At 69.4% G+C, this 20,324-nt stretch carries 15 protein-coding genes and 1 pseudogene; 8 read left to right on the top strand and 8 right to left on the bottom strand.

The genetic code is table 11. The annotated features are described in order from the left end of the window. The first annotated feature begins 427 nt into the window (after window positions 1-427). Complete coding sequence (fusA, locus tag AC0699_RS11065; RefSeq protein ID WP_478658373.1) at window positions 428-2,542, top strand: elongation factor G; 2,115 nt, start codon at window positions 428-430, stop codon at window positions 2,540-2,542. A gap of 108 nt (window positions 2,543-2,650) precedes the next feature. On the opposite strand, the gene AC0699_RS11060 is transcribed toward fusA, so the two are convergent. The 4 genes from AC0699_RS11060 to AC0699_RS11045 form a co-directional block, all read right to left on the bottom strand. Beyond that, window positions 2,651-3,490 carry an alpha/beta fold hydrolase gene (locus AC0699_RS11060; protein WP_478658370.1) on the bottom strand — a complete coding sequence of 280 codons (840 nt, stop codon included), beginning with the start codon at window positions 3,488-3,490 and terminating at the stop codon, window positions 2,651-2,653. 126 nt (window positions 3,491-3,616) lie between these two features. Continuing rightward, a complete protein-coding gene (locus AC0699_RS11055) occupies window positions 3,617-4,108 on the bottom strand; it encodes a YncE family protein (protein WP_478658368.1) in 492 nt (163 codons plus the stop codon). 348 nt (window positions 4,109-4,456) lie between these two features. Continuing rightward, the gene (locus AC0699_RS11050; RefSeq protein WP_478658366.1) at window positions 4,457-5,188 is read right to left on the bottom strand and encodes a hypothetical protein; all 732 of its coding nucleotides are present in this window, start codon (window positions 5,186-5,188) and stop codon (window positions 4,457-4,459) included. Window positions 5,189-5,616: 428 nt separating this feature from the next. After that, window positions 5,617-6,225, bottom strand: a complete 609-nt coding sequence (locus AC0699_RS11045) for a TetR/AcrR family transcriptional regulator (RefSeq protein WP_478658363.1) — start codon at window positions 6,223-6,225, stop codon at window positions 5,617-5,619. Window positions 6,226-6,314: 89 nt separating this feature from the next. On the opposite strand from AC0699_RS11045, the gene AC0699_RS11040 reads away from it, so the two are divergent. Continuing rightward, window positions 6,315-6,743: a nuclear transport factor 2 family protein gene (locus tag AC0699_RS11040; RefSeq protein ID WP_478658361.1), complete on the top strand. Its 429-nt coding sequence runs from the start codon at window positions 6,315-6,317 to the stop codon at window positions 6,741-6,743. Further along, entirely contained in the window at window positions 6,740-7,588 is an 849-nt protein-coding gene (locus AC0699_RS11035; protein WP_478658358.1) for an NmrA family NAD(P)-binding protein, read from the top strand. The genes AC0699_RS11040 and AC0699_RS11035 overlap by 4 nt, the downstream gene beginning before the upstream one ends. Before the next feature lie 131 nt (window positions 7,589-7,719). Here AC0699_RS11035 and AC0699_RS11030 read toward each other — a convergent pair. Beyond that, window positions 7,720-8,606: pseudogene (locus tag AC0699_RS11030) on the bottom strand (helix-turn-helix transcriptional regulator). A gap of 198 nt (window positions 8,607-8,804) precedes the next feature. Between AC0699_RS11030 and AC0699_RS11025 the strand changes: the two are divergent. Beyond that, window positions 8,805-9,581: an SDR family oxidoreductase gene (locus AC0699_RS11025; RefSeq protein WP_478658356.1), complete on the top strand. Its 777-nt coding sequence runs from the start codon at window positions 8,805-8,807 to the stop codon at window positions 9,579-9,581. 48 nt (window positions 9,582-9,629) lie between these two features. Here the strand turns inward: AC0699_RS11025 and AC0699_RS11020 are convergent, their stop codons facing one another. After that, on the bottom strand, window positions 9,630-10,154 hold the full coding sequence (locus tag AC0699_RS11020) for a hypothetical protein (RefSeq protein WP_478658354.1): 525 nt from the start codon (window positions 10,152-10,154) through the stop codon (window positions 9,630-9,632). A gap of 217 nt (window positions 10,155-10,371) precedes the next feature. Here AC0699_RS11020 and AC0699_RS11015 point away from each other — a divergent pair, with 217 nt between their 5' ends. Then, window positions 10,372-11,427, top strand: a complete 1,056-nt coding sequence (locus tag AC0699_RS11015; protein ID WP_478658352.1) for an NAD(P)-dependent oxidoreductase — start codon at window positions 10,372-10,374, stop codon at window positions 11,425-11,427. 87 nt (window positions 11,428-11,514) lie between these two features. Here AC0699_RS11015 and AC0699_RS11010 read toward each other — a convergent pair whose 3' ends face one another. Then, a complete protein-coding gene (locus tag AC0699_RS11010; RefSeq protein WP_478658350.1) occupies window positions 11,515-14,070 on the bottom strand; it encodes a Pls/PosA family non-ribosomal peptide synthetase in 2,556 nt (851 codons plus the stop codon). Between the two features lie 644 nt (window positions 14,071-14,714). Here AC0699_RS11010 and hemC point away from each other — a divergent pair. After that, window positions 14,715-15,650 (top strand): hydroxymethylbilane synthase, encoded by a 936-nt coding sequence (hemC, locus tag AC0699_RS11005; protein WP_478658347.1) that lies wholly within the window; start codon window positions 14,715-14,717, stop codon window positions 15,648-15,650. Window positions 15,651-15,733: 83 nt separating this feature from the next. On the opposite strand, the gene AC0699_RS11000 is transcribed toward hemC, so the two are convergent. Further along, window positions 15,734-16,222, bottom strand: a complete 489-nt coding sequence (locus AC0699_RS11000) for a hypothetical protein (protein WP_478658345.1) — start codon at window positions 16,220-16,222, stop codon at window positions 15,734-15,736. 278 nt (window positions 16,223-16,500) lie between these two features. Here AC0699_RS11000 and AC0699_RS10995 point away from each other — a divergent pair, with 278 nt between their 5' ends. Then, on the top strand, window positions 16,501-17,622 hold the full coding sequence (locus AC0699_RS10995; protein ID WP_478658342.1) for a PP2C family protein-serine/threonine phosphatase: 1,122 nt from the start codon (window positions 16,501-16,503) through the stop codon (window positions 17,620-17,622). Window positions 17,623-18,075: 453 nt separating this feature from the next. Next, a complete protein-coding gene (locus AC0699_RS10990; RefSeq protein WP_478658339.1) occupies window positions 18,076-20,178 on the top strand; it encodes a SpoIIE family protein phosphatase in 2,103 nt (700 codons plus the stop codon). Window positions 20,179-20,324 lie beyond the last annotated feature (146 nt).

Genomic DNA, 20,324 nt, shown 5'->3' with positions numbered 1-20,324 from the left:
ACCCGGCCACCGACCCACGCCCACGACTCCCGACCGGTCCCGGGGGACGAATAATCCGGTGCCGGCGCCCAGCCGGGCTCACTACACTCGCCTCGCGCGCTGCAACGACTCGCAGCGCGCTTCGACGACTGAGGGGAGCCCGACCGTGTGTTACCGCACCACCGTCGTTGTTCCCCGGTCACGGTACGACGTGATCCTGATGTCTTCGTGTGCCCGGTGCCGGCTGCGCGGCCGCCACCGGACGTCCGAGACGAACATCTGACTCCCTGTCTGACCGCTGTCCGGCCGCTGTCCGGCCGTTGAGCCGACCGGCCGGGTACATCCCGATGCGGTCGCGCTGCATCAGGGGATTCCGCCGACTTGATCCAGGCCGTTCGTCCGGGAATCGCGCCGCCCTGTTCTCGATCACCCTGAAAGGCCTCGGGCCGTGCGTACCGACCTGCAACGCAATCCCATCAGTCCACTGACCAGCGTCCGAAATCTGGGCATCCTCGCCCACGTTGACGCCGGCAAGACCACCGTCACCGAACGGATCCTGTACGTCACCGGCGCCACGCACAAGCGGGGCGAGGTCCACGACGGGACGACCGTCACCGACTTCGACTCACAGGAGCGCGATCGTGGGATCACCATCTTCGCCGCGGCGGTGAGCTGCGTCTGGGATGGTCACCGGATCAATCTGATCGACACACCGGGCCACGTCGACTTCTCCGACGAGGTCGAGCGCTCGTTGCGGGTGCTCGACGGCGCGATCGCGGTGTTCGACGCCGTCGCCGGAGTCGAACCGCAGAGCGAGTCGGTGTGGCGGCAGGCCGACCGGCACGGAGTACCGCGGATCGCCTTCATCAACAAGCTGGACCGCGCCGGTGCCGACCTCGACACGGCGGTCGAGTCGATCCGGGAGCGGTTGCACACGGTTCCGCTGGTGGTCCAGTTGCCGATCGGGCAGGAGGACGGGTTCACCGGAGTGGTGGATCTGCTGCGTATGCGCTCGCTGGTCTGGCGCGCGGGCAGTGACACGTTCGACGAGGGCCCGGTGCCCGACGCCCTGCGGGAAGAGGCGCACCGGCGCCGCCGACTGCTCGAGGAGGCGGTGGCGGAACTCCACCCGGTCGCATTGGAGGAGTTCTGTGCGCGGTCGACGCTCTCCGCACGGACTCTGGCTGCCGCACTGCGCGACCTGACCTGCAGCGGTGAGGGCGTGGTGGTGTTGTGCGGATCGGCCTACCGCAACTGCGGGATCGAGCCGCTGCTGGAGGCCGTCGTCGCGTACCTCCCGTCGCCCCTGGACGTGCCGGCGGTACGAGGCACCCTGGGCGGCACGGAGCAGGAGCGGGTCGCCGACCCGGGGGAGCCGTTCGCCGCGCTGGTCTTCAAGGTGAATTCCACCGCCACGGGGCGGATGACCTACCTGCGTGTGTACTCAGGAACGATCCGGAAGGGAGACACAGTGCTGGACGTGGGCGCGCACCGCACCGAGCGGATCGGCCGGATCCTGCGGGTACAGGCCGACCGGCACGCGGAGGTGGACCGGGCGGTGGCCGGGGACATCGTCGCCGTGATCGGACTGAAGGCCGTCCGCGCCGGTGCCACCTTGTGCACAGCCGCAGCACCCCTGGTGCTCGAACCGCCCACCGTGGCCGATCCGGTCGTCTCCGTAGCGGTCGAGGCCCGCAGTCGCCTCGACGTCGATCGGCTGACGGCGGCACTGGCACGGCTGGTCGAGGAGGACCCATCACTGGCGGTCCGGACCGACCCCGAGACCGGTCAGACAGTGCTGTCGGGTATGGGCGAGCTGCATCTGGAGGTTGCGGTGGAGAAGATCCGTCGTGCCCAAGGGCTGGATGTCGGCGTCGGCCGACCGCAGGTGGCCTACCGTGAGACGGTCGCCCGCGGGGTGACCGGGCTGGTGTACCGGCACGTCAAGCAGGACGGTGGCGCCGGTCAGTTCGCCCATGTCGTCCTCGACGTGGAGGCGCTGGAGACTGCCGCCGACGACGCTGCCGGAGGCGACACCGGCGGCAGCGCACGGGACTTCGTGTTCCGATCGACCGTCGCCGGTGGGCGGGTTCCGCAGGAGTACATCCGCGCGGTGGAGGCCGGTTGCCGGGATGCTCTGGCCGAGGGCCCCCTCGGCGGCCACCCGGTGATCGGACTCCGGGTCACGCTGACCGACGGAGCCACCCATTCCAAGGATTCCTCGGAGATGGCGTTCCGGACAGCAGGCCGGTTCGGTCTTCGGGAGGCACTGCACGCCGGCGCGATGGCCCTCCTGGAACCGGTGGTTGAGGTCACGGTCACCGTGCCCGACGACGCCGTGGGCGGGGTGCTCGGCGACCTGGCGGCCCGGCGCGGCCGGGTCTCGGGCTCGACCGCACGGGCCGGCACAGCGGTGATCACCGCGACCGTGCCGCTGGCCGAGCTGTTCGGCTATGCGACCCGCCTGCGCAGCCGTACCCAGGGCCGGGGAACCTTCACCACCCGGGCCACCGGCTACGCCCCGGTACCGGAAGCGGTGTCCAGCAGGATGCTGTCCCGGTAGATCGTCCATGACGGTCTCCGATGGCCCCGTCCGTACACGGGCGGGGCCATCCCGACCGCCTGCGGACGGACGTGGTGAGCAGTAGGCACTCCCGAGCAATCGAGTCGGTCATCCAAGGAACGTCGCGGCGGTTGCCACGAACCGGTCGGGATCGTCGAGCCACGGGAAGTGTCCGGCTCCAGGCTGAACGACGAGCTCGGCGGCCGGGAACAGCCCGGTGAACTCGGCCATCGCGGGAGGCGGAGAATTCAGATCGACCTCCCCGGCGAGCAGGAGCACCGGCGCCCCGAACAGCGCGAGCGCAGCACGGGTGGCGTCCGGGTCGAAAGCGCCTTCGGCGCCGAAGGCAGCCGCGGCCTCCATGTTCTTCTGCCCGCCCTCAGCAGCCCGATGGGCTCGGGCCTTCTCGTCCCAGCGGCCGTAGAAGAACGGCGCGATGGCCTGCCAGCAGTCGTCCGTCGCCTTGCCCGCGGTGATTGCTTCCAAGGCCGCATATGCCGCCGGGAACCACGGCTCGTCCTGGCGGAGCTGCGCCGTCTCGCGCCGGAGGTCTCCAGTGATCGCGAGCCCGACGGCCATGGCACTCGGCGTGATCAGGGCGAGCTTGCCGACGCGTTCCGGGTGGCGGCCCACATACAGCGCCGCCAGATTCGTGCCGCCGGAATGCGCGAGCAGGTCCATCCGTTCGAGACCGAGGTGCTCGCGCAGGGCCTCGACGTCCTCGACAAGGTGGTCGCAGCGGTAGGACGCGGTGTCCTCCGGTGTCCCGGACTCGCCGGTGCCCCGGAGATCCAGCATGATCAACTGCCGGTGCGCGGAAAGCCCGCCGAGATCGCCGAGGTACACGGAGGCCTGCATCGGCCCGCCGGGCAAGCAGATCAATGGAGCGCCGTTTCCGAACACGTGGTAGGCAAGCTTGGTTCCGTCGTACGCGGAGAGAGTAGGCATGGCCAAGACCCTGTCAGGGGGTTTCCGACGGAAGCAACTGGGTTCCCCGACTTGGTCGGTGGACCGAGTGCCTAGGGGATCCTGCCCTGCCGCTTTCAGTGAATCCTTGCGAGGAACCCCGGGGCTTCAGCCCCGGGTGGAGTCGCATCCCCGTGTGTGCGGCGTGGAGCGGCCGGGTTCATCCGGGGTGATCGCCACACCGGTCGGTCCGTCGCCGACGGGGACGGTGTCGGTGACCGTGTTGGTACGGGTGTCGATCACCGACACATCGTTCGTGGCGAAGTTGGTGACGTAGACGTGGGAGCCGTCCGGGACGACCGCGACGCCGTTGGGCCCCCTGCCGACGGGGACAGTGTCGGTGACCATGTCGGTGCGGGTGTCGCTCACCGACACCGTGTCCGCGTTGCGGTTGGCGACGTAGGCGAACATTCCGGGATGCGCGGCCGTGGGGGCGGCCAGAGCGATCGGGACGGCCAAGCCGGCCGGACCGGCCGGCACTGCCAGTCCTGTCAGTCCCATCACCCAGGACAGCACCAGTGTCCATCGCCGACCGCGACCCCGGCGCACGCGGCCCGCACGGCTCTGCTCCGGCGCCTCGTACAATCCGGTACCCGGCATGAAAACCTCCCGCAGCGCGCCACTGATGCCTCGTCATGGGTGGACGAGCTCGCGGCGGCGCCGATGATCGCCTTGTCCGACGCTCATGGCCGCGCGGATGCAGGAGCGGGAGGCTCGCCCTCTCGAGCCCACCAGTGGCGTCCGCTGGAGCCCGAGCCCGCCGGAAGGTCGGGGGCCGTTCGCGATACGAGGACCCGGTGCCGGTACCGGAGGACGAAGCTGTCGGCGCCGGGCCCCGCATCGGTCGCGGCAAGGACCGGCAGCGACTTCGACAAGACGACCTTCCCGCACCGGAGCGGGCGCTCATCTGCCGGCTGAACGCCATCCCCCGGGAAGGGGACAGCGAGTTCAGTTGGCGGGGGCTTGGTAGAGGCCTCGGCCGGCGCGGTGGGCCCGGGAGGTGGCGATGAGGCGGTCGAGGGTGCTGCGGACGGTGTTGATGCTGGCGGTGGTGTCGTCGCGGCCGAGGGCTTGGGCGACGTCCCGTGCCCGCAACGGGGTGTCGGCGTGGCTGGCCAGGACGGCGATGACCTGGTCGGTGAGACCACCGGTTTCCTGGGCGGCTGCGGCTGCGGCTGGTGCTGCGCTCTGCGTTTCCCTGCTCTTCACTGCCTTGGCCGGGGTGGTCTTCTCGGCCGGGCGGCGCTTGGACGCGGTCTCGGCAGTCTTCTTGGCCCTGGCCTTCCCGGCGGCCGTGGTCTTGCCGGTGGCAGTGGTCTTGCGGGGCTTGCGAGGGCCGGCCTGCTTCTCCGCCTGGGGCGTCGATTCATCCGCTGGTACGGAAGCAGGTTCGGGAGCGGCCGGTACCGGTTCCGGCGTGGTGTCGGGAGCGGCTTCGACCGGGATTTCCTCTGCCGTGTGGGCGCCGGGAGCCGGTTCGCCGGCGCGGGGCTGCGGGACGGTGGTGGCGGACAGTGCGCTCAGTGCCGCCAGGGCGGCGCGTACCGATTCCAGTCGCTCGGACACCGTTGTGAGTTCCGTCTGCAGTGCCTGCTGGTGCTCCTCCAGCCGAGGAAGCTCTGCCTGCAGCAGCGCAGTTGTTGCTTCGATGCTGAGCGTTGCGTTGGGGGTCGATGTCATGGTGCTCTCCTGATGCGTGAGCGTGCCTGTGCCCATGCCTGTGCCTGTGCCTGTGCCTGTGGCGGGGGCTGTTGTGATGCAGGGTACGGCGGTTGCACTGCAGTTGGCACGTGACCGCAGTTGACTACCGGGGCTTGACGAGGAGGTCACTGGGAGGACCCCACTTACGTTTCACCCATACGAGAGCCGCGCTGCAGGGACGTCGGACAGTACCAGGCCGTCCTGTGTGGGCGTTGCCGCCGTGTCTGCGCCCCATCGCGGTTGCATGCCGGTGATTGTCGGCGTCGACGGCTCCACCGGCGATCGTGCTGCCGCCCCCGGGCCTCTGCCCGGGATCTCCCCACGCCACTTCCTCGGCTGGGTCGCATGGGCTTGTGCCCTCATCTGCCTCCGGAGGCACGCCAGTTGATGTGCGTGCGCAGCAGTGATCAGTCTTCGGCGGCCGGTTCCCGCCGTGCACGGGTACCGAGGACTGTGGCGGTGAAGGTCGCCAGCTGTGCCCGCATGTCCTCGCGGGGCACGCGTTTCTCGCCGCCCAGATACTCGACGAGGTCGGCCCGGGTGGCGGCGAGCAACGCATGGGCGGTGAAGTCGCTGCCGGTCAGGCCCGGAATCTGCTCCAGCAAGTCCCGGAGCAGTGTGTGCCATCGCTCGTAGTGGTCCGTCCGGTAGGGGCTGTCCGTGCTGGTTCCCTCCAGGGCGAGCGCGAGGTGGCGGTTGTCGAGCTTGAAGCACAGGACGGCATCCAGCAGGGCAGGTACGCGCTCCAGCGGCGCGGTCGCGGGCCCCAGCGGCGGCGGGCCCGCTTCGATCGCGTGTCTGATCGGTTCGAGCCGCGCCTCGTACAGCGCCCGGATCAACCCCGTGCGATCACCGAAGGCACGGAAGAGCGTTCCCTTGCCGACGCCGGCCGCTGCCGCGATGTCGGCCATGGTGACGTCTTCGGGGCTCCGGCAGTCGGTGAAGAGCGTGTCGGCGGCCGCGAGGGCGGCGGCGCGGTTACGGGCCGCGTCCTTGCGTGGCTTGCGCTCGGGCATGCGGTTCCTCCGGTTGCGATGCGGACCGGCGGTCCGTATCTTTCATTGAAGCGGACCGCTGGTCCGTATCGTACGGGACGGAGAACCTCATGCCCGCAAACACCTCACCGGCAGATCTGTACCGCCACAGCCTGCGCCTGCTCCTGGACAAGGACATCCCCGCCTGGGTCGGCCTGTGGGCCGAGCATGGCGTCATGGAATTCCCCTTCGCTCCCCCGGGTTGGCCCGAGCGACTGGACGGTCGGGAGGCCATCGCCGCCTACATGCGCGACTACCCCGAACACATCGACCTTCATGACTTCCCCGACCTGCGAATCCACCGGACCACCGACCCCGGGACCATCGTGGTCGAGATGCGCGGCGTGGGCCGCCTGGTCGAGACAGGCGACCCCTTCGACATGACCTACATCGCCGTCGTGACCGTCCAGGACGGACACTTCACCTCCTACCGCGACTACTGGAACCCCCTCGCCGTCCACGAACCCGGCATGGACTTCACCAGGAGCAGCGCCCGATGACCTCCACCGGCACCACCCTGGTCATCGGCGCCACCGGTACGACCGGCAGCCGCACCACCGCGCAGCTGATCGCCGCCGGCCACCACGTCAAGGCCGCCAGTCGTCGAGCCACCCCACTCCCGGGCGCGGAACCGGTCCGCTTCGACTGGTACGACCCCGCCACCTTCCGCGACGCCCTCGGCGAAGCCGACCGCGTCTACCTCGTCCCGCCCGTCGGCGACCCCGACCCGGCCGCCGTCATGCTGCCCTTCCTCCAACAGGCCCGCACCGCCGGCGTGCACCGCGCGGTGCTCCTCAGCTCCTCGGCCATCACCGAAGGCGGCCCGGCGGTGGGAGCGGTGCACCGGGCCCTGCCCGGCCTGTTCGACCAGTGGGCGGTCCTGCGCCCCTCCTGGTTCATGCAGAACTTCACCGGCACCCACGCCCACGCCGACAGCATCCGCAACGACGGCGTCATCCTGACCGCCGCCGGGATGGGCCGGGTCGGATTCGTCGACGCCGACGACATCGCCGCCGTCGCCGTACGCGCCCTGACCGACGGCCAAGCGCCCAACACCGACCTGGTCCTGACCGGGCCGGAAGCACTCAGCCACGACGACATCGCCGCGATCGTCACCGAGGTCACCGGCCGCCCCGTGGTCCACCGCCACCTGACCTACGACGACATGCGTGACCGTCTGGCCGCGGCGATACCGCTGGAGTTCGCCACCATGCTGGCCGGCATGGACCGCGCCATCGCCGAGGGAGCCGAGGACCGTACCACCGACACCGTCCGGCGCCTCACCGGCCGTCCGCCGCACGGCTTCCGGGCGGTCGCCGAACGGGAGCTGGTGCGAGGCGGTTGACGTGCCCGGACAACCGGGTACGGATGCGCGGCCCTGCCCGTCCAGGGACGTGCCGGGCCACCCCCGCGGAGACCGGGGCGGCCGGGCGTGGAACAACGCGGGCGTGTCGTACGCGTCTCTGCCGGCCTGGATCACGCTGTCGCGGGCGGAGTGGTCGGCTCTGACCGGGAGAGTGGGCCCTGCTGTGGCTTCGTCCAGCTGGTGAGGAGCTGGAGGGCTTGCGCGGTGCCGGAACCAGGTTCGACGTTGTAGACGCACAGGGTCTGCTGTCGCCGGGCGCTTGGAAGGACTCGTAGGAGAAGTGGAGGTCGCCGACCAGGGCGTGGTGGTAGTGCTTGGCGCCGTGGGTACGGCGCAGCACGCGGTGGTCGTTCCACCAGGTGGAGAACTCGGGGCAGCGCAGGGTGAGTTCACCGACGAGGTCGGAGAGCTGCCGGTCGTGCGGGTACCGGCCGGCTTCCAGACGGAGGACGGCGACCGTTTCGGCGGCGATCCGGTCCCAGTCGCCGACGCGATCGCGGGCCTCGGGGTCCAGGAGGTAGTAGCGGGCGAGGTTGCGGCGGGGTGCGGGCAGGGCGTCGAAGTCGGTCAGGACCTCGCGCGCGAGTCGGTTGGAGGCCAGGACGTCGGTGCGCCGGCCGAGGATGAAGGCGGGTACGTGGTCGAGGGTGTGCAGCATCAGGTGCAGGCCGGGCCGGACCCGCTGCGGGCCGGCCGGAGCGCGGCGCGTCGTGGCCGGACGTCCCAGCAGGTCGGTGAGGTGCTCCCGCTCGGAGGCGTCGAGCTGAAGGGCGCGGCCGAGGGCATCGAGGACTTCGGGAGAGGGATTGCCGGCGCGGCCCTGCTCGAGCCGGGTGTAGTACTCGGTGCTGACCCCGGCCAGGCGGGCCACCTCGTCGCGGCGCAGGCCGGGCACGCGACGGCTGCGGCCGTCGGCGGGCAGCCCCGCCCGGTCGGGGGTGATCCGGGCGCGGCGTGAGCGCAGGAAATCGGCGAGCTCGCGACTACGGTCCTCCATACCTCGAGTGTGGCCGAGCCGGGAGGGGCACGTCGTCGGCCGGGTGGCCCTGCCAGTACCTGCCTTGTGCGTACCTGCCTGGTCAGGGCACGTTCCGGCGTCGCGCGAGGGCGTGACAGCTGGTGTGCTGGTGAAGGGAAGGCGGCGACCTGCCGCCATCCCGTACCTCTCACGTCACTCACTCCGGAAGGTGGCACCATGACCACGCAGACCCCTGCCCGTCCCCTCGCCGGCCGCGTAGCGGTCGTCACGGGCGCCTCCAGCGGCATCGGCGAGGCCTCGGCCGAGTATCTTGCCGAGCTGGGCGCCCGCGTCGTCGTCCTGGCACGGCGCGCGGAACGGCTGGACGATCTGGTCGCCCGGATCGAGAAGAACGGGGGCCAGGCCACAGCTCTGGCCGTCGACGTGACCGACGCAGCGGCGGTGCAGGCGGCCGCCGACCGCGTAGCGGCCGAACTGGGCGGCGCCGACCTGCTCTTCAACAACGCGGGTGTCATGCTCCCCGCCCCGATCGAGGAACTCGCCACCGACCAGTGGCAGCGCCAGATCGACCTCAACATCACCGGCCTGATGAACGTCATCGGCGCGTTCACCCCCCAGCTGGTGACGGCCGCCGGTGAGCGTGGAGTGGCCGACCTGATCAACACCTCGTCGATCGCGGCCCAGAACATCTTCCCCAACTTCGCCGTCTACTCCGCGACCAAGGCGTACGTCACCCACCTCTCCCGGCATCTGCGGGCCGAGCTGGGCGCGAAGAAGGTGCGGGTCTCGGCGATCGAGCCGGGCATCGTCGGCACCGAGCTGCAGAGCCACGTCACGGACGAGGGCGCCCTCTCGTGGCTGGAGAGCGCCAAGGAGACGATGGAGTGGCTCACGCCCCAGGACATCGCCCAGACCATCGGGTTCATCGCGAGCCTCCCACCGCGGGCGAACCTGCAGCAGATCACCATCATGCCCACCGCCCAGCCGAGCTGACCGCCCGCTGCCGCAAGCCGCCGCGCACCACGCGCGGCGGCGCGGTGCTCAGCCGGCGTCCGGGCCCTGTGCCCGGACACGCTGTACGTGTTCCAGGGACTCGCGCAGGTCCGTGAGCCAGTCGTCCGTGTGCTGCTGGACGAGACGCACGCACCAGGCGAGCGCGTCGCTACGGCTGCGGGCCACGCCGCCCGCGATCAGGGTGTCCAGGACCTGGCGCTCGCTCTGTCGCAGTCGGGTCATGACGGGGGCCGCGACATGGGTGAACAGGGCGCGGGTTCCGTCGCACTCCACGCCCCATGAGACTTTCTTGTCGAAGCGCTGTTCGGCCTCGCGGGCCACGGCGATACGCGCGTCGCGGGTGCGCTCCCGGAACTCCTGGATGCGTCCCTGGACGGCCGCCTCCTTTTCGGCGGCTGAGGCGTCCTCGGCGAGGTGGGGTGCGGGGATGCGCCCGATGACGGTGATCTCCTCGCGGTCCACCGTCACATCCAGCAGGCGTTCGTAGACGTCTTCCGGCAGGCGGCCGGCGAACCAGCCGCGAAGCTTCTCGCTCTGTTCCTTTGTAAGCATGTAATCAGCATTACTCGCGACTGCGGGCCGGGCAAGACGGCGGCCGTTCGCCTCGGGCGGAACATCCCTGCGCCCCTGGAGCTGTGCGGTTCACCGGCGGCGGAGGAGGCCGCGTCCTTGGAGCCGCCCGCAGCATCGCCTCGGCACACCTGGGCATGGTGTTTTCGCCGCCGGCGTCTGGATCTCGTAAGGTCCGCACACAGGGAAAGGGGGTTCCGTGGGGCAGACGCGCATCTTGCTGCTGGACGCGGCTCCTGGGGAGTTGCTCGATCTTGAGCTGGAGCGCCTGCTCGGACACGGGCTGGCGGTCACGTTGAACCTCCGGCGGGTGACCGACCAGGCGAGCGCGCGGGCAGTCTGGGCGGGCCGAGTGGAGTTCACCGATTTCGATGCCTTCGACGAGTCGGCACTGATCTCCGCGACCGTCGGGGGCGGGCTCGGCTACCACGCGGTCAAGTCCCGCGCGGGTGTCCCGCTGCGTGCCGGCTTCCTCGCCGCGACGACCGGCCCAACACTGGCCAATCGCCTCCGAGTTGTGGGCCGCGCCGGGGCGGGCACCGATCATGTGGATCTGGCCGCCGCCGCCCGCCACGGCGTCACCGTGACCCATACGCCGGGCTCCAATGCGAACGCGGTCGCCGAGTTCGCCCTGGCCCAGTTGCTCGCTCTGACCCGGAACCTGCCGGCGCACAACGAGGCAGCGCACCAAGGTCGCTGGAGTACGCCCACCGCCCCCGTGGTCGAGCTGTCGGAGCTGACCATGGGCATCGTCGGTCTGGGTCGGATCGGCCGGGCGCTGGCAGACCGGGCACGCACCCTGGGCATGGCTGTCCAGGGCTTTTCGCGGCGCCCGGCAGGGGCGGTGCCCCAGGCGGAATCCCTCGGCGCCCTCCTGGCCACCAGCGACGTGGTGTCCCTGCACCTCCCGCTCACCGCGCAGACCCGGAGGATGATCGGCCGGGAGGAACTGGCGCTGATGCGGCCCGGGTCGATCCTGCTCAACACCTCCCGGGGCGGAGTCGTCGACGAGCAGGCTCTGGCCGACGCGCTACGCGACCCGACGCACCCGCTGGCGGCCGCCGCCGTCGACACCTTCGAGCATGAGCACGCCGCCTTCGCGTCTCCGCTCTGCGGCCTGCCCAACGCTCTGCTCACTCCGCACATTGCCGGAATGACCAGAAGCGCCATGACCGAGGCGGCCCTCCGCTGCGCCGATCATGTCGCAGCGCTGCTCGCGGAACGCCCGGACGGTGTCCCCGTAGTGACGTTGTGACGTTGTGACGCCCGCGTCCGACGAGTGATGGCCGGTCGAAGAACACGGCGCCAGGATCCCGACGCATGCCGGCCGGTACTTCGGCCGCTATGTGATCACCGCGTTCGTTGCCTCGGCGTGGTCGAGTTGCTGCGGGTTGGCGGTGGGCCTCTCCGACTCTGTTGCGGGGTTCCCGCCCCAACGGGCGCGAGCGGGGACTTCCTCGCCCTTCATCAGGAAGGAGTCAGGTGCGAGCACCGCGCCGTCGCCCATCGTCACGCCGTAGTGCACGTGGGCGCCGACGCCGAGGGTGCATCCGTCACCGATCGTGCTGTAGTCGGACTTGAAGGTGCCGTCCTCTTGGGAGTGGCACTGGATCTTGCTCCCCGCATTGAGCATGCAGTCGTCGCCTATGGTGGTCAGCATCCGTTCCGTCAGATAGCAGCCGTCGTCGAACACCCTGCGGCCGAGCCGGACCCCCAAGAGCCGCCAGATCATGTTCTTGAAGGGTGTGCCGTTGAAGATTTCGAGGTATTCGTCGGGAACCTTCCAGAGGCGTTCGTGCCACCAGAAGTACGGCTCGTAGATGGAACACAGCTGCGGTCGTAGTGCGCGAAAGGCTTGGATGCCGCGTTCCACCAGGACGTAGTAGAGGGCGGAGAAGGCGAGTGAGAAAGCCAGGTACGCGGCGATCACCACTGCTCCGACAAAGCCGTAGAAGTCGACGGCCGCGAGGCCGACCGCAGTGATCACGAACACGTACAGCCATCGCGCGAACAGGAAGTACACCATCGAGCGAATGTTGTAGCGGTTCTTCGCCGCGAGATTGCGTCGCAGTGCGTCCTCGGTCCGGAAATGGTCGAAGCGTGAGTCACGCTCCACCGACCTGGGTATCTCGAAACAGGGCGAGCCGAGCAGCCCCACCCCTTCGCGGACCTCGCCGTCCAGCGGAACCATCACCTTCGTGGCGAGCAGGCAGTTCTCGCCCGTCCTGGCCCCCGAAGGGTAGGCGATGTTGTTCCCAAGGAAGTTGTGTGCCCCGATCGAGGCCCGGGACACACGGAACGACGTACTCGAGAAGTCCGCGTTCACAATCGAGAGCCCATCCGCAATCATCGTCCCGCTGCCGACGGAGCTCAGATACGGCGTCTCGTGCTGCACCTCCGTGCCGAAGTTCGACCCGGTCTGCTCGACCCGGGACAAGTCGTATCCGAGGCCGCGCAGGTAGTAGACGATGTAGGAACTGTCGCCGAGCAGCCACTTGAAGAACTTGATGTTGGTCATGCGAGCGATCGTGCGGTGAACCGAGTACTGGAGACCGTACAGCGGGTAGACCTTGTCCGGCTCGACCACCAGGTTCAGCAGACGTGGAACGGTGAACACCACAGCCAGACCCAGGACGACCGCTCCGAAGAAGAACACGGCGGAGAGGACGAGCGCGTCCATGTAGAACGGCGCCGCCGTGAAGTCCGCCCGGCCCGGAGCCAGCATCCTTCCGAATGCCGGAACCGCGGTCAGCACCACGTATGCGCCGCCGATGGTCAGCGGTGTGTACAGGAGGAACGTCTGCAGCACCGTGACGAGGCCGTAGCCGGCCCGGCGCAGCGCGCCACAGGCCGTCGGCTCGACCCTCACGTAGTCGACGTCCGTGGGCTGGGCCGGTGAACCGTGCCACCGTTCACCGGCCGGCACCGTCTGGCCGCTGTACAGCGCTGACGTGTGGCCGAGTTGCGACCCGTCACCCATCGACGTGTCGATGTCGAGGACGGTCTTCTCGCCGATGAAGACGTCCTGGCCGATGGCGACCCGACCGGTCTGAATGCGTCCGGCATGTGCCCGGTAGCAGAGGAGGAACGCTTCCTTGCGGATCACCGTACCGGCGCCGATGGTGAGGAGGTCGGTGCAGACCGGCACGGTGCGGGACAGGATCGTGACGCCCTTGCCGATCCGTGCGCCGAGGGCCCGCAGATACAGCACGTACAGAGGATTGCCGATGAAGAAGACCATCGGGTTGGCGTGGATCAGAACCTTGACGGTCCAGAAGCGCAGATAGGCCAGACCCCATACCGGGAACTCGCTGGGTTTCCACCGGCCGATGAGGATCCACTTGGCCACGATCGGAAATATGCACATGGCGAGCAGGCCGGCGCCGCCGAAGAGGGCGGACCGCAGATAGATGTCGACCGGGTCCGATCCGTCGGCGACCCATTCGAATCCCCGGGCTGTGACGAAGCCGGCCGCGGAGGTGTACCCGAGGAAGACAATGAGCTGCACGACACCGCAGAGGACGAACCGCAGCGTGCTGGCAGGTGCCACGACCTCGGGCACTGCTGGCACCGACGACTCGTCGGCGGGAGGGGCTGCGTCCGCGAGCGCCGTCGCCAGACTCCGGACCGTCGGGTACTGGTAGATGTCCTTCATCGACACCGACGGCAGGTCTGCCCGCTTCCTGACCCGTGCACAGAACTGGGCCATCAGCAGTGAGTTGGCTCCGAGGTCATCGAAGAAATGACTGTCGACCGACACCTGCTCGACGCCCAAGACGCCGGCCAGTACCGCCGCGAGATTGCTCTCGGCGTCCGCCACCGGGCCGGCGTCACCGCGCTTGACGAGCGCAGATTCATCCGGCCCGGGCGTCAACACCTCGACAGATTTCTCCACCATGTGAACTCCTTGCGGAAATGTCGAGACACCACCGGCCACTCTGGCCGGGCACCCGGTGCCTCCGCGCTCCGGCGACAGTTGGGAGCCGGCAATCCGGAAGCCACGAGGTCGTGAGCCCTTGGGCTGTGAGCTCTTCCCTGGTCACAGGACCAGGGCTGTCAGTCTCCACCGGCCACCGACGGGTTGCCACTCGAGCCCGTCGTGTCAGCGCGGCGCGGCTCCAAAGCGCCATGGGTGCACAGTTTCGCCATCCCCGGTCCTGGCGGAGGACGCCCTGTTCCCTCACTGTTTCCTTGGCATGCCGTGGCCCGGCGCAGGAATCTCGAGAGACGGCAAAATTCTTCACCCGATTGCCCGTTCGACAATCGAGCTTTCTGGTGGTACCGAAAAGGAGAGCCGCAAAGTGAGGTTCTCCGCGACCGGCTCCACGTACCCCCACCAGGACGTGCCGCTGGTGGCGTACTCGACGTCGGGGGAGTGGCCCGTCCGTGAAGCGCCGACTGCCTGGCCCACCGGCCGCCGGGACCGCGTCGACGACTTCCTCGTACGCCTGGCCGAGCATTCCCAACCTGCTTGTCGCAGCGATGAGATGGGGATACGAGCTTCGCGTCGGGGCTCGGGTCCGACGGTCTATCGTGGGCGGCATGTCCGCCCCTGAGCTGATCCGTATCGTCTCGCGCGACTCGCCCATGGCCCTGGCCCAGGTGGAGCGCGTTCGCGCCGAGCTGACCGCGCTCCACCCCCACATCCGCACCACGGTGGTCCCGGTGAAGACGACCGGCGACAAGTGGATGGGCGACCTTGCCCAGGTCGAGGGCAAGGGTGCCTTCACCAAGGAAGTCGATGCCGCCCTCCTCGATGGTGAGGCCGACCTGGCGGTCCACTGTGTCAAGGACGTCCCCGCCGACCGGCCACTGCCGGCCGGCACCACGTTCGCCGCGTTCCTGAAGCGGGACGACATCCGCGACGCCCTCATCCATCCCGGCGGCCGCACCCTCGACGACCTGCCGCCCGGCACCCGGATCGGGACGTCCTCCGTACGCCGCATCGCCCAGCTCGCTGCCTCGCACCCGCAGCTGAACTGTGTGCCGTTCCGAGGCAATGCCAACCGACGGCTGGACAAGCTTGCCGCCGGCGAGGCCGATGCCCTCCTCCTGGCGGTCTCCGGACTGGAGCGCATCGGCCGCACGGACGTGATCACCGAGATCCTGACGCCGGAGCAGATGATGCCGCCGATCGGCGCCGGAATCCTCGCCCTGCAGTGCCGCGAGGACGACACTGCGCTCATCGGGACCGTCAGCGACCTCGGTCACCCCGACACCCACCGCGAGGCCACCGCCGAACGTATGTTCCTCCACGTCCTCCAGGGTCACTGCAACAGCCCCATCGCCGGCTACGCCAAGGCTGAGCGCGGCGGTGATCTCTCGCTGCGCGCCTGCGTGTTCACCCCGGACGGCAAGTCGGTCCTCAACGCTCACGAATGGGCCGGGCGCCTCGATCCGGCCACCTTGGGTACCTCCGTCGCCGTCGCGCTGCTCCGCCAGGGAGCACGCGACCTGATCGACGGCATCGCGCACTGAGAGGGCACCTGTAGGCAGGGCCCCTGCAGTACGACCCGGGCGACCGAACGCCTTCAGTCCCTGGCGTGCTGTGACGAGAGGATTCAGCGTACGAGGTAGAGGGTGAAGCCTCCGCCTCCCTCGGAGACGCGGGCGACGTGGCCGTAGCCACGGGCGGTGGCGTACGCGCCGGTGCCGCCGGTGACGGCGATGTCGAAGTCGCTGGGCGGGGTGCCGACGGGGGTGGTCTGCACGTGCTGCCACGTCACCTGCCCCCGGGGAAGGCTGAACGCGCCTGTGCAGAGACTGGTTCGCGCCGCCACTCGGGTGCACACCGCGCCCTCGGTGCCATAGCCGACACCTCTGCGGAAGAGGTTCGCGGTGAGGATGATCTGATCGCCGACCCCTGGTCCGGGTGTCCCGTTGTCGACCATCGTGGTTCCCGTGCCCGTCGACGTCAGGCTGATGATCTCCGTGCGCTGGACATCCCTGCCCCGGACCAGGGGGTCGTGGGACGCGGAGGCGGAACCCGTGAGAGTCGCGAGCGACAACGCGGTTGCCGCCACCGCACCCCACTTCGAAATGGAAAGCATAATTCCTCGCCCGATGTCAGAATTCTTGGTGCGCCTAAGAATTCTCATTGCGCGAGTAGTGTCAATTATCGAACTCGTCAAAAGCGCCGGGTTCATCCTTCCGGCGGTGTCTCCGACGACACACCGAGGCGGCCAGGTCGAGGTCTTCGTCCTCGGTAGTGGTCAGGGCCGGCGCGTTGGCCGGGGTGCGTTGTTGTGGGATCGCGGAGCAACCGGGGCTGCACGGGCACGGTGCTGGGGGAGCTGAACGATCACTTAGTCCCGATATGATGCACTTTGTGATCACGCCTGGACGGCTGCGGCGCCGTCGTCGTCTCCCCTACGGCGGCCGGTGGGAATTTGCTCTGCTGTCACCGGTGATCCTCACCGTCCTCATCGCCGGCCTGGCATTCTCCACACCGAGGGAGATCGCCTTCAGCCGCCTTCTGCCCGCCGCACCCGCTCTCGCTGCCGCGATGTGGCCGGTGCTCCCCACGGTCCTGCTGGGGACGTTCTGCCTGCTGGTCATGATCGGCCTCAGCTTCGTCTACGCCGACCTGGGGACGCCGTACACCGCGGCTGCGATCGTTGCGGTCACCTTGGCAGCCGCGTACGCGAGCCATGTCCGACTCCAGCGGGAGGAGATGCTCTTCCACGTACGGCTCGTCGCGGACGCGGCCCAGAAGGTGCTGCTGCGTCCGCTGCCGCGGCGCATCGAGGGTGTCGAGATCGAGTCGCTGTATCTGGCGGCCCAGGAGCAGGCCCGGATCGGCGGCGACTTCTACGAGGCGGCCGACACACCGTACGGGGTCCGGCTGCTCATCGGCGACGTACGGGGCAAGGGCCTGACCGCCGTGGGGGCGGCCTCCGCGGTGATCAGCAGCTTCAGGGAGGCCGCCTACGACGAGCCCGACCTGAGGGGCGTCAGCCATCGCCTGGAGACCAGCATCAACCGCCACAGCGCTGCGTTCCCCTCCCAGGACCTGCCGGAGCGCTTCGCCACCGCTCTGATCGTCGAGATCCCGCACGGCGGCGGCCACGTCAGACTTCTCAACTGCGGGCACCCCCCGCCGCTGCTCGTGCACAGCGGGGAGATCCGCCTCCTGGAGCCCACCACTCCCTCCCCGCCCCTCCACCTCGCGACGCTCATCGGAGACCACTACTTCGTCGACACCGTCGCCTTCGACCCGGGCGATCAGCTGCTGCTCTACACCGACGGGGTGACGGAGACCCGCGACCGCGCGGGCGAGTTCTTCCCGCTGCCGGACTGGATGCGGCGGGAAGGCCTGGCGCCGCCCCGCGAGCTGCTCGACCGGCTTCACCGGGACCTGCTCCACTACAGCGGCGGAAGGCTCGAGGACGACATCGCGGCCCTCGCCGTCCGGAGCCGCGACACCCGGGCCCAGGAACACCCCGCGTAGGCGGGTGGAACCCGCGGGTCGGACTCGCTGGGGCGGCCGGGGTGCCCATGACCGGGCCTGCCTGTATTCACTCGGTATTCACTCGTTCAGCGCAACGGGCCCGCGTACGGCGCGGCGCCGGCCGGCCGTCCGGGCGTATGGTCCGCCCACGGTCAACCTCGAAGAACCCGTCGGCGGCAGACGGCGACGGACCGGCTGCGCCGCTGATCCCAGCCATGGGAATGGCGAATGATCAAGTTGGCGAGGCGCAGGCATGGGATGCGCCGGGTCCGCCGAGCCGGTACCCACGGGGTGTGCGGCAGGCCGATCCAGGGGGAACATGGAGGCCGAAGTACTGGCCGGAGTAAGAAGTACTCACCAGAGAAAAAGGGGGCAGCCGACAGATAAGCGGACGGCCACGGACCGTAGCGGAGGCACGGCCCACGTGGTCCGCCAAGCGGAAGGAGCGCCCGGGTGAGCGCAGCCGATGGACGTCCGGCTGATGCCGGTCAGCCGCGGGGAAGGTCGTCGCAGCCGAGCGGGCTCATGGACCTTCTCGGCGTCGCTGCGGTGCTGCTGGACGCCGACGGGCGGATCGTCCTGTGGAGCCCGCAGGCCGAGGACCTGTACGGCTACGCCGCCAAAGAGGCGCTCGGGCAGTACGCGGCGCCGCTGCTCGTCCACGAAGAGCACTGGGACCTGGTGACCAAGAAGTTCGCCGAGGTCATGGAGACCGGCCAGAGCTGGGCCGGGGCGTTCCCCGTCCGGCACAAGGACGGCACCACGCGGCTGGTGGAGCTGCGCAACATGCGGCTGCTGGACGACCGCGGCGACTTCTATGCCCTCGGGCTCGCCACCGACTCGCCGACCCTTCGCGAGGTGGAGTGGGACGTCGCACTGTCCAGCCGGCTGATCTCCCAGTCCCCCATCGGGCTGGCGATCCTCGACAGCGATCTGCGGTACGTGGCCGTCAACCCCGCCCTGGAGCGGATACACGGCATTCCGGCCAGAGACCACCTCGGCCGGCACTACCGCGAAGTCATGACCTCCGCGAAGTTCGAGGTGCCCGAGAGCGCTATGCGGGAGGTCCTCAGGACCGGGGTCCCCATGGTCGACCAGGCCACCATCGTCGGCCGCAGCCCCGCCGATCCGCAGCACGAACATGCCTGGTCGATCTCCTTGTACCGGCTGGAGGACCCCCAGGGCCGTGTTCTCGGAGTGGCCGATCTGGTAGTGGATGTCACCGACCGGTATCAGTCAGCCATGGAGGCGGCGGAGGCCCGGCGCCGCCTGGCCCTGATCGCCGACGGCTCCGCCCGTATCGGCACCACCTTGGAGGTGGGACAGACAGCCCGGGAGCTGGCCCAGGTCACCGTTCCCGAGCTCGCCGACGTGGTCACGGTCGACGTACTCGACTCCGTCCTGGACGAGCACCGCCGAGCCCTCACGGACGGCCCCGCTCTCTTCCGCGCCCTCGCGGTGAGGGCCGCCTACCCCACCGAAGCCGCCCAGGCTGCCGATTCACCCGGCCACATCGCGTCCTACGGCGCCGACCGGCTGGCCACCCAGTGCGTACGCACCGGCCGCCCGATCCTCATCTCCCGCGCGGATGAGACCGACCTGGCACGCATCGCCCGCGACGACCACGCCGCCACCCTGCTGGCCCGCGCCGGGGTGCATTCGTACCTGCTGACCCCGCTCACCGCACGCGGCCACGTCCTCGGCTGTCTGGGGCTCATGCGGGCCCGCAACCCGCTGCCCTTCAGCGAGGACGACCTCGCCCTCGCCGGCGAGCTGGCCTCCCGGGCCGCCGTGTGCATCGACAACGCCCGCACGCACCAGAGCATGCGCAACGCCGCCGAGATCCTGCAGCGCAGCCTGCTTCCGGACCGCCCGCCCGATCTCCCCGGCCTGCAGATCGCCTACCGGTACCGGCCGGCACAGGCCACCTACGAGGTCGGCGGCGACTGGTACGACGTCCTCCCGCTGGACGGCGACAGGACCGCACTCGTCGTGGGCGACGTCATGGGCAGCGGCATCGACGCCGCCGCCACCATGGGCCGCCTGCGCACCGCCACCAGCGCCTTCGCCGACCTCGACCTCGACCCCGCCCAGGTCCTCCAGCACCTCGACAAGATCACCGCGGGGCTGGAGCACTACATCGCCACCTGCGTGTACGCCGTCTACGACCCGCACCGCGCCGAGTGCCACATCGCCAACGCGGGCCACCTGCCGCCCGCCCTCGTGCGCAGCGGTGAACCTCCCGAGCTGCTCGACCTGCCCACCGGCACCCCGTTGGGAGTGGGCGGCGTCGGCTTCGAGACCATCACCCTCGACCTCGGCCCCGGCGACCAGCTGGTCCTGTACACCGACGGACTCGTCGAAACCCGCCACCACCCCATCGACGAACGCCTGGAAACCCTCCGCCGTCTGCTCGACAGGCCCGACCGCTCTCTGGAGGAAACCTGCGACCGGCTCCTTGAGGAACTCCGGCGGCCCGACGACCCCGATGACGTCGCCCTTCTCATCGCGCGCACGCGGCCGTTCACGCCCGACTCCGAACATCCTCAGCGTTGATGCCGACAGGGCGGGAGTGCTGCTGACGGTGCCGGCGGTGGCTCGGGCCGTGAAGTGGGCGCCCGCAGGCTCTCGGCAGCGGGCCAGAGCGAATCGGCCGGAGTGCATTGGCCGGAGCAAAACGCTTGACCTCAAGTTTCGTTGAG

The sequence above is a fragment of the Streptomyces sp. NPDC043870 genome, from assembly GCF_056435785.1.
Note: the sequence above shows the minus strand (reverse complement) of the source record. Positions and strands in the feature narration are given on the sequence as shown.

Excerpts from the sequence above, each read along its gene's own strand:
- AC0699_RS11060 (WP_478658370.1), bottom strand. The coding sequence starts at position 3,490 with ATGCCTACTCTCTCCGCGTACGACGGAACCAAGCTTGCCTACCACGTG.
- AC0699_RS11055 (WP_478658368.1), bottom strand. The coding sequence starts at position 4,108 with ATGCCGGGTACCGGATTGTACGAGGCGCCGGAGCAGAGCCGTGCGGGC.
- AC0699_RS11050 (WP_478658366.1), bottom strand. The coding sequence starts at position 5,188 with ATGACATCGACCCCCAACGCAACGCTCAGCATCGAAGCAACAACTGCG.
- AC0699_RS11045 (WP_478658363.1), bottom strand. The coding sequence starts at position 6,225 with ATGCCCGAGCGCAAGCCACGCAAGGACGCGGCCCGTAACCGCGCCGCC.
- AC0699_RS11040 (WP_478658361.1), top strand. The coding sequence starts at position 6,315 with ATGCCCGCAAACACCTCACCGGCAGATCTGTACCGCCACAGCCTGCGC.
- AC0699_RS11035 (WP_478658358.1), top strand. The coding sequence starts at position 6,740 with ATGACCTCCACCGGCACCACCCTGGTCATCGGCGCCACCGGTACGACC.
- AC0699_RS11025 (WP_478658356.1), top strand. The coding sequence starts at position 8,805 with ATGACCACGCAGACCCCTGCCCGTCCCCTCGCCGGCCGCGTAGCGGTC.
- AC0699_RS11020 (WP_478658354.1), bottom strand. The coding sequence starts at position 10,154 with ATGCTTACAAAGGAACAGAGCGAGAAGCTTCGCGGCTGGTTCGCCGGC.
- AC0699_RS11010 (WP_478658350.1), bottom strand. The coding sequence starts at position 14,070 with ATGGTGGAGAAATCTGTCGAGGTGTTGACGCCCGGGCCGGATGAATCT.
- hemC (WP_478658347.1), top strand. The coding sequence starts at position 14,715 with ATGTCCGCCCCTGAGCTGATCCGTATCGTCTCGCGCGACTCGCCCATG.
- AC0699_RS11000 (WP_478658345.1), bottom strand. The coding sequence starts at position 16,222 with ATGCTTTCCATTTCGAAGTGGGGTGCGGTGGCGGCAACCGCGTTGTCG.